The organism is Acinetobacter tjernbergiae DSM 14971 = CIP 107465 (assembly GCF_000374425.1).
GTDB classification, from domain to species: domain Bacteria; phylum Pseudomonadota; class Gammaproteobacteria; order Pseudomonadales; family Moraxellaceae; genus Acinetobacter; species Acinetobacter tjernbergiae.
Genome location: NZ_KB894359.1, coordinates 148,939 through 156,387 on the forward strand (window position 1 = coordinate 148,939; position 7,449 = coordinate 156,387).

Annotated in this window: 8 protein-coding genes; all 8 read left to right on the top strand. The window is 43.0% G+C overall.

What is annotated here, in order from left to right; genetic code table 11:
- Positions 1-10: 10 nt before the first annotated feature.
- Positions 11-1,402 (top strand): benzoate 1,2-dioxygenase large subunit, encoded by a 1,392-nt coding sequence (gene benA, locus C502_RS0107190; protein ID WP_018678156.1) that lies wholly within the window; start codon positions 11-13, stop codon positions 1,400-1,402.
- Positions 1,399-1,902 (top strand): benzoate 1,2-dioxygenase small subunit, encoded by a 504-nt coding sequence (gene benB / locus C502_RS0107195; protein ID WP_018678157.1) that lies wholly within the window; start codon positions 1,399-1,401, stop codon positions 1,900-1,902. Before benA ends, benB begins: the two co-directional genes overlap by 4 nt.
- 70 nt (positions 1,903-1,972) lie before the next feature.
- Positions 1,973-2,989 carry a benzoate 1,2-dioxygenase electron transfer component BenC gene (gene benC, locus C502_RS0107200; protein ID WP_018678158.1) on the top strand — a complete coding sequence of 339 codons (1,017 nt, stop codon included), beginning with the start codon at positions 1,973-1,975 and terminating at the stop codon, positions 2,987-2,989.
- A gap of 17 nt (positions 2,990-3,006) precedes the next feature.
- Entirely contained in the window at positions 3,007-3,792 is a 786-nt protein-coding gene (benD, locus tag C502_RS0107205) for a benzoate diol dehydrogenase BenD (protein ID WP_018678159.1), read from the top strand.
- A 39-nt stretch (positions 3,793-3,831) separates the two neighbouring features.
- Positions 3,832-5,064 carry a benzoate/H(+) symporter BenE gene (gene benE, locus C502_RS0107210; protein ID WP_018678160.1) on the top strand — a complete coding sequence of 411 codons (1,233 nt, stop codon included), beginning with the start codon at positions 3,832-3,834 and terminating at the stop codon, positions 5,062-5,064.
- 18 nt (positions 5,065-5,082) lie between these two features.
- The gene (locus C502_RS0107215; RefSeq protein ID WP_018678161.1) at positions 5,083-5,769 is read left to right on the top strand and encodes a 3-oxoacid CoA-transferase subunit A; all 687 of its coding nucleotides are present in this window, start codon (positions 5,083-5,085) and stop codon (positions 5,767-5,769) included.
- A gap of 11 nt (positions 5,770-5,780) precedes the next feature.
- Positions 5,781-6,434 carry a 3-oxoacid CoA-transferase subunit B gene (locus tag C502_RS0107220; RefSeq protein ID WP_018678162.1) on the top strand — a complete coding sequence of 218 codons (654 nt, stop codon included), beginning with the start codon at positions 5,781-5,783 and terminating at the stop codon, positions 6,432-6,434.
- A gap of 89 nt (positions 6,435-6,523) precedes the next feature.
- Positions 6,524-7,449 (top strand): acetyl-CoA C-acyltransferase (locus C502_RS0107225; protein ID WP_018678163.1); only part of this gene is annotated, 926 nt, incomplete at its 3' end.

Below are 7,449 nucleotides of genomic sequence, written 5' to 3' on the forward strand. Positions count from 1 at the left end.
GAGAACGGACATGCCACGAATTCCTGTAATTAATACGAGCCATCTTGATCGAATTGATGAATTACTTGTAGATAACGAAGAAACGGGCGAATACAAACTGCATCGTTCAGTATTTACTGATCAAGCCTTGTTTGATCTTGAAATGAAATACATCTTTGAAGGTAACTGGGTTTATTTAGCACATGAAAGCCAAATTCCCCAAAATAATGATTTTTACACCACCTATATCGGTCGTCAGCCAATCATTATCGCGCGTAACCGTAACGGTGAATTAAATGCAATGATCAATGCATGTTCTCATCGTGGTGCACAACTTTGCAGACATAAACGCGGTAATAAAGCGACTTATACGTGCCCTTTCCATGGTTGGACATTTAACAACTCAGGTAAATTGCTCAAAGTAAAAGATCCAAGCGATGCTGGATATTCTGATTGTTTCAACCAAGATGGTTCACATGACTTAAAAAAAGTTGCAAAGTTTGAAAACTATAAGGGTTTCTTATTTGGCAGCTTAAACCCAGATGTCCCATCTTTAGAAGAATTCTTGGGTGAAACAAGTAAAATTATCGACATGATTGTTGGTCAGTCGGAACAAGGTTTAGAAGTTTTACGTGGTTCTTCAAGCTACACCTATGAAGGAAACTGGAAGCTCACCGCTGAAAATGGTGCGGATGGCTATCACGTATCAGCCGTTCACTGGAACTATGCTGCAACGACTCAACACCGTAAAGAAGCTCAGGCAGGCGATAATATTCGTGCAATGAGTGCAGGTTCTTGGGGCAAACAAGGTGGTGGATCATACGGTTTTGAACATGGTCATATGTTGCTATGGACTCAATGGGCAAACCCAGAAGATCGACCGAATTTTCCCAAAGCAGAAGAATATACCGAGAAATTCGGGACTGCGATGTCTAAATGGATGATCGAACGCTCACGAAATCTATGCCTATATCCTAACGTTTATTTGATGGATCAATTTGGCTCTCAAATTCGGGTACTCCGTCCACTTGGCGTGAATAAAACTGAAGTCACCATTTACTGCATCGCGCCTGTTGGAGAATCGACTGAAGCTCGTGCTCGCCGTATCCGTCAATATGAAGATTTCTTCAATGCTTCTGGAATGGCGACGCCTGATGATTTGGAAGAGTTCCGCGCATGCCAAGCAGGTTATGCAGGCTTAGAACTGGAATGGAATGACATGTGTCGTGGTTCAAAACACTGGATTCATGGGCCTGATGAAGCAGCAAACGAAATTGGTCTAAAACCAAAACTCAGTGGTATTAAAACTGAAGATGAGGGCTTATATCTTGCTCAGCATCAATACTGGTTGACCTCTATGAAAAATGCAATTGCGATCGAAAAACGATTGGCAGCAGCTCAATTTCAGGGGGAAGCCGTATGAATACCGCAGCAGAAAAAGTGACCTTAGAAAATATCACTCAATTCCTCTATCAAGAAGCTCGTTTTCTCGATGATGAACAGTGGGACGATTGGCTGAATTGCTATGCAGCAGAAGCATCTTTTTGGATGCCTGCATGGGATGATGACGACAAACTCACCGAAAATCCTCAGTCTGAAATTTCATTAATTTACTACCCAGACCGCCAAGGATTGGAAGATCGCATATTTCGTATCAAAACCGAACGTTCATCAGCAACGATGCCAGATACACGGACCAGCCACAACATCTGCAATATTGAAATTGTGGAACGTAATGGTGAAACAGTCACCGTACGTTTCAACTGGAATACCTTGAGCTTCCGCTACAAAACCAACTATAGCTACTTTGGTATGTCTCGCTATGTCATTGATTTTTCAGCTGAACAACCAAAAATCCTCAGTAAATATGTGGTGTTAAAGAACGATTATATCAATCAAGTTATTGATATTTATCATCTATAGCCAGCCGCCCAGCCAAATGGATTTTTTGGTTGGGTTAGCCAGATCAAAATTTTTAAATAGGATGATTGCCATGTCTAACCATAATGTAGCACTTCAATTTGAAGATGGCGTAACGCGATTTATTACTGTCGCACAAGATGAAACTTTATCTGATGCTGCCTACCGCCAGAAGATTAATATTCCTTTGGATTGCCGAGATGGTGCATGTGGTACATGTCGAGCATTCTGTGAATCTGGTCGTTATGACATGCCAGAAGAAACCTATATTGAAGACGCTTTAACGCCTGAAGAAGCTGAACAAGGCTACATACTTGCTTGCCAATGTCGCCCAAAATCAGATGCAGTATTCAAAATTCAAGCTTCTTCTGATGTTTGCAAAACAGAAATTCATAGCTTTCAAGGTACTTTATCACGTGTCGAAAATCTTTCTGACTCCACAATTACCTTTGATATTCAACTGGATGATGGGCAGCCAGAGATTCATTTCCTTGCAGGCCAATACGTCAATGTAGGAATTCCAAATACGACTGAAACACGCTCTTATTCTTTTAGTTCAAAACCTGGCAATCGTTTAACGGGTTTCGTTGTTCGTAATGTACCGAATGGACAGATGAGCGAGTTCCTCAGTAAAAATGCAAAAGCGGGTGACAAAATGAGTTTTACTGGTCCATTTGGCAGTTTCTATCTGCGTCATGTGACTCGCCCAGTATTAATGCTCGCTGGTGGTACAGGCATTGCGCCATTTATGTCGATGCTTCAAATCCTTGAAGAAAAAGGGTCTGAGCACCCTATTCGTATGGTTTTTGGTGTAACCAATGACTTTGATTTAGTCGCTCTTGAAAAGTTAGAAGAACTTCAAAATAAATACTCGTGGTTTGAGTATCGTACTGTCGTCGCAAACCCAGACAGTCAACATGAACGTAAAGGTTATGTCACAGGTCATATTGAAAATGACTGGTTGAATCATGGTGATGTCGACATTTACTTATGTGGCCCAGTACCAATGGTTGAAGCTGTTCGTGGTTGGTTAGATCAAGAAGGCATTAAACCTGCCAATTTCTTATTTGAAAAATTCTCAGCGAATTAATTAAATTGGAGGTGAGCATGATTTTTCCAGATAGATTCAAAGACAAAATAGTGATTGTTACAGGTGCGGCACAAGGGATTGGTCGCGGTGTTGCACTTAGAATTGCTGCTGAAAATGGACAAGTGATTTTAGCTGATCGTTCAGATTTGGTGGATGAAGTTGCTCATGAAATTATGCGTTCAGGTGGCGTGGCGATCACAGTCAAAACAGATTTGGAAACTTTTGTTGGCGCCCAGACCGTTGTAAATCAAGCAATTGAGCATTTCGGTCGTGTTGATGTTCTGATTAACAATGTCGGTGGCGCAATTTGGATGAAGCCCTATGATGCTTTTAGTGAAGAAGAAATCATTAAAGAAATCAATCGCTCATTGTTTCCAACTTTATGGTGTTGCCGTGCTGTATTGCCAGAAATGTTGAAGGAAAAAAGCGGTGTCATCGTAAATGTCTCTTCTATTGCAACGCGTGGTATCAACCGAATTCCTTATTCAGCAGCAAAAGGGGGTGTCAATGCGCTTACTGCATCCCTTGCATTTGAGCACGCGAAAGATGGAATTCGTGTAAACGCGATTGCAACAGGTGGAACAGATGCTCCACCACGTAAAGTGCCTCGTAATTCAACTCCACTGACCGAAGATGAAAAAGTTTGGATGCAACAGGTTGTAGATCAAACCAAAGAACGAAGTCTGATGGGACGTTATGGCACGATTGATGAACAAGTCAACGCCATTGTTTTTCTTGCATCAGATGAATCGTCTTATATGACTGGAAGTGTCATTGCAGTGGGTGGTGGTGATCAGGGCTAATTCTGATCTAAACAGCAGGAAATCTTGCAAGGAGGCACTATGACAACCCTGTTGAAGAATTTAAAGGATGATTGGTCTATTTCCGCAACGATCGCTGGATTTTTAGCGGTTCTGATCTCATATTCTGGTCCGCTTATTATCTTTTTCCAAGCAGCACAAAAAGCCAATATCTCTACAGAAATGATGATTTCATGGATTTGGGGAATTTCGATTGGGGCAGCAGTTGCAGGCATCTACCTTTCGATTCGTTATAAAACACCTGTTATTACAGCTTGGTCTGCACCCGGTACAGCCCTTCTCGTGACCTTATTCCCCAATATCAGTTTGAATGAAGTTGTTGCTGCTTATATTACCACCGCCATCGTTATTTTTATTGTTGGGGTTACAGGCTATTTCGATAAATTGTTGAAATGGATTCCTCAAGGGATCGCAGCAGGCATGATGGCAGGGATTTTATTTCAGTTTGGGCTCGGATTATTTGTAGCAACTGATTCCATGCCTTTGATCGTTTTCAGCATGTTGCTTTGTTATATATTAGCAAAACGATATTCACCTCGTTACACCATGCTTTGGGTATTGCTATGTGGTGTTTCACTCAGTTTATTCTTGGGAAAAATGAATCCTGTTGAAATGCAGTTTAACTTTGCTATCCCCCATTTTATTTTTCCTGAATGGACTTGGCACTCTACATTCAACTTGGCTTTACCTTTAATTCTCGTGAGTTTAACAGGGCAATTCTTGCCGGGTATGGCCATTATGAAATTAAGTGGTTATGACACTCCTGCTAAACCGATTATTACAGCATCAAGTATTACCTCACTTGCAGTCGCTTGTGTAGGTGGAATTACGATTGTACTTGCTGCAATTACTGCTGCTTTATGTATGGGTAAAGACGCCCATGAACTCCAAGAGAAGCGTTATATCGCAGGTGTTGCCAACGGTATTTTCTATATTTTAGGTGGCTTATTTGCTGGCAGTATTGTCACGCTCTTTAGCCTTCTTCCCAAAGAACTCATCGCAGCTTTAGCAGGATTAGCCCTGCTTGGGGCGATCGGGACAAATGTCATGATTGCGATGAAAGATGATAATCAGCGTGATGCAGCATTAATCACATTTCTTGCAACGGTTTCAGGAATGCACTTTTTAGGGCTGAGCTCAGTTTTTTGGGGCATCTGTATCGGTGTTATTGCTCAAATTCTCTTAAATCCTCATGCTCACCCAAATACTGTAATGACCCAGTCATCTTCTGAAAAACAGATCAGAAAGACTTGATTGTAGGATGAATTTATTATGATCGACAAATCACAAGCTTCACTGGTTGAAGCACTCTCCCAAATCCAAAATGGCTCAACCATCATGATTGGTGGCTTCGGAACTGCAGGACAACCCGCAGAACTCATCGATGGTCTGATTGAACTCGGTATCAAAGACCTTGTTATTGTGAATAACAATGCAGGCAATGGTGACTATGGTCTTGCCAAACTCCTAAAAACAGGTGCAGTCCGTAAAATCATATGTTCTTTCCCTCGTCAATCTGATTCATGGGTGTTCGATGAACTTTACCATGCAGGCAAGATTGAATTAGAACTCGTGCCACAAGGCAATCTCGCTTGCCGTATCCAAGCCGCAGGTATGGGCTTAGGTGCTGTATTTACGCCGACAGGCTTTGGAACATTATTGGCAGAAGGCAAAGAAACCCGTCATATCGAGGGGAAAGACTATGTGCTTGAATACCCAATTAAGGCTGACTTTGCCTTGATCAAAGCCTACAAAGGCGATCGTTGGGGCAATCTGGTTTTCAATAAATCGGCACGTAACTTTGGACCTATTATGGCGATGGCTGCTGATGTCACGATTGCTCAAGTTTCTGAAGTGGTTGAACTCGGTCAGCTTGATCCTGAACACATTATTACCCCAGGGATTTTTGTTCAGCATGTGGTTGCTGTTGAAGCAGCATCACCTGTCACTGCGCAATAAGGAGAATAACAATGAGCTATCAAAAACTCAGCCGTGACCAAATTGCAGAACGTGTTGCACAAGATATTCCTGATGGTGCCTATGTCAATTTAGGCATTGGTTTACCCACCAAGATTTCGAACTACTTACCTGCGGATAAAGATGTCTTTCTACATTCTGAAAATGGTTTATTGGCATTTGGCCCAGCACCAGCCAAAGGTGAAGAAGACCCTGAACTGATTAATGCAGGTAAAGAATATGTGACCATGCTCACAGGTGGAAGCTTTTTCCATCACGGTGATTCCTTTGCCATGATGCGTGGTGGTCATTTAGATATTGCAGTTTTAGGCGCTTTCCAAGTCGCAGCCAACGGTGACCTTGCCAATTGGCATACAGGTGCTGCCGATGCGATTCCTGCTGTGGGTGGTGCAATGGATTTGGCCGTGGGTGCAAAGAAAGTCTTTATCACCACCGACCATGTCACCAAACAAGGCGAACCAAAGATTGTTGAAGCGCTTTCTTATCCAGCAACCGGTTTGAAATGTGTCGATCGTATCTATACCGATCTGTGTGTGATTGATGTGACCAAAGACGGTTTAACAGTGATTGAGAAAGTAGATGGTCTGAGTTTTGAAGAACTACAGGCGTTGACGGGTGCTCAATTGATTGATGCGACACAAGGATAATGAATCTCCCCTAACCCCTCTTTAAAAAGAGGGGAACTCCTCCCTTTATTAAAGGGAGGTTGGGAGGGATTTTAGATAAAGGGAAAAATATGAAAAACGCTTATATCATTGATGCGATTCGCACTCCATTCGGACGTTATGCAGGTGGTTTAGCCCCTGTACGTGCGGATGACCTTGGGGCAGTTCCGATTCAAGCCTTAATACAACGAAATCCAACCGTGGATTGGCAACAAGTGGATGATGTGATCTATGGTTGTGCCAATCAAGCAGGTGAAGACAATCGTAATGTCGGTCGTATGTCCGCTCTACTCGCAGGCTTGCCATATCAAGTCCCTGCAACCACAGTGAACCGTCTTTGTGGTTCATCCTTAGATGCGATTGCGATGGCAGCGCGTGCGATTAAAGCAGGTGAAGCAAATCTGATCATTGCAGGTGGTGTCGAGAGTATGAGCCGTGCGCCCTATGTCATGGGTAAGTCTGACAGTGCTTTTGGTCGTAGCCAAAAAATTGAAGACACCACCATGGGTTGGCGTTTTATCAATCCAAAGCTGAAAGAACTGTATGGTGTAGAGACCATGCCACAGACTGCGGAGAACGTGGCAGAGCAATTTAATATCAATCGTATTGATCAAGACCAGTTTGCCTTGGTGAGCCAACAACGGACAGCAGCAGCGCAAGCCAAAGGCTTTTTTAAACACGAAATCGTTGCTGTCAGCATTCCACAACATAAAGGTGACGCGATCGTTGTAGATACGGATGAACATCCACGTGCATCCACCACCATTGAAGCATTAACGAAACTCAAAGGTGTTGTGAAGGCAGAAGGTACGGTCACAGCAGGCAATGCCTCAGGCATTAACGATGGTGCGGCAGCGCTATTGATCGCTTCAGATGAAGCAGTTGCTCAATACCAACTGAAGCCACGTGCCAAAATTATTGCGGCAACCACGGTGGGTGTTGAACCACGCATTATGGGTTTTGCACCTGCGCCTGCAATCAAAAAGTTACTGAAACA

Bases quoted from the DNA above. Each gene is read 5' to 3' on its own strand.
- benA (WP_018678156.1), top strand. From the start codon at position 11: ATGCCACGAATTCCTGTAATTAATACGAGCCATCTTGATCGAATTGAT.
- benB (WP_018678157.1), top strand. From the start codon at position 1,399: ATGAATACCGCAGCAGAAAAAGTGACCTTAGAAAATATCACTCAATTC.
- benC (WP_018678158.1), top strand. From the start codon at position 1,973: ATGTCTAACCATAATGTAGCACTTCAATTTGAAGATGGCGTAACGCGA.
- benD (WP_018678159.1), top strand. From the start codon at position 3,007: ATGATTTTTCCAGATAGATTCAAAGACAAAATAGTGATTGTTACAGGT.
- benE (WP_018678160.1), top strand. From the start codon at position 3,832: ATGACAACCCTGTTGAAGAATTTAAAGGATGATTGGTCTATTTCCGCA.
- C502_RS0107215 (WP_018678161.1), top strand. From the start codon at position 5,083: ATGATCGACAAATCACAAGCTTCACTGGTTGAAGCACTCTCCCAAATC.
- C502_RS0107220 (WP_018678162.1), top strand. From the start codon at position 5,781: ATGAGCTATCAAAAACTCAGCCGTGACCAAATTGCAGAACGTGTTGCA.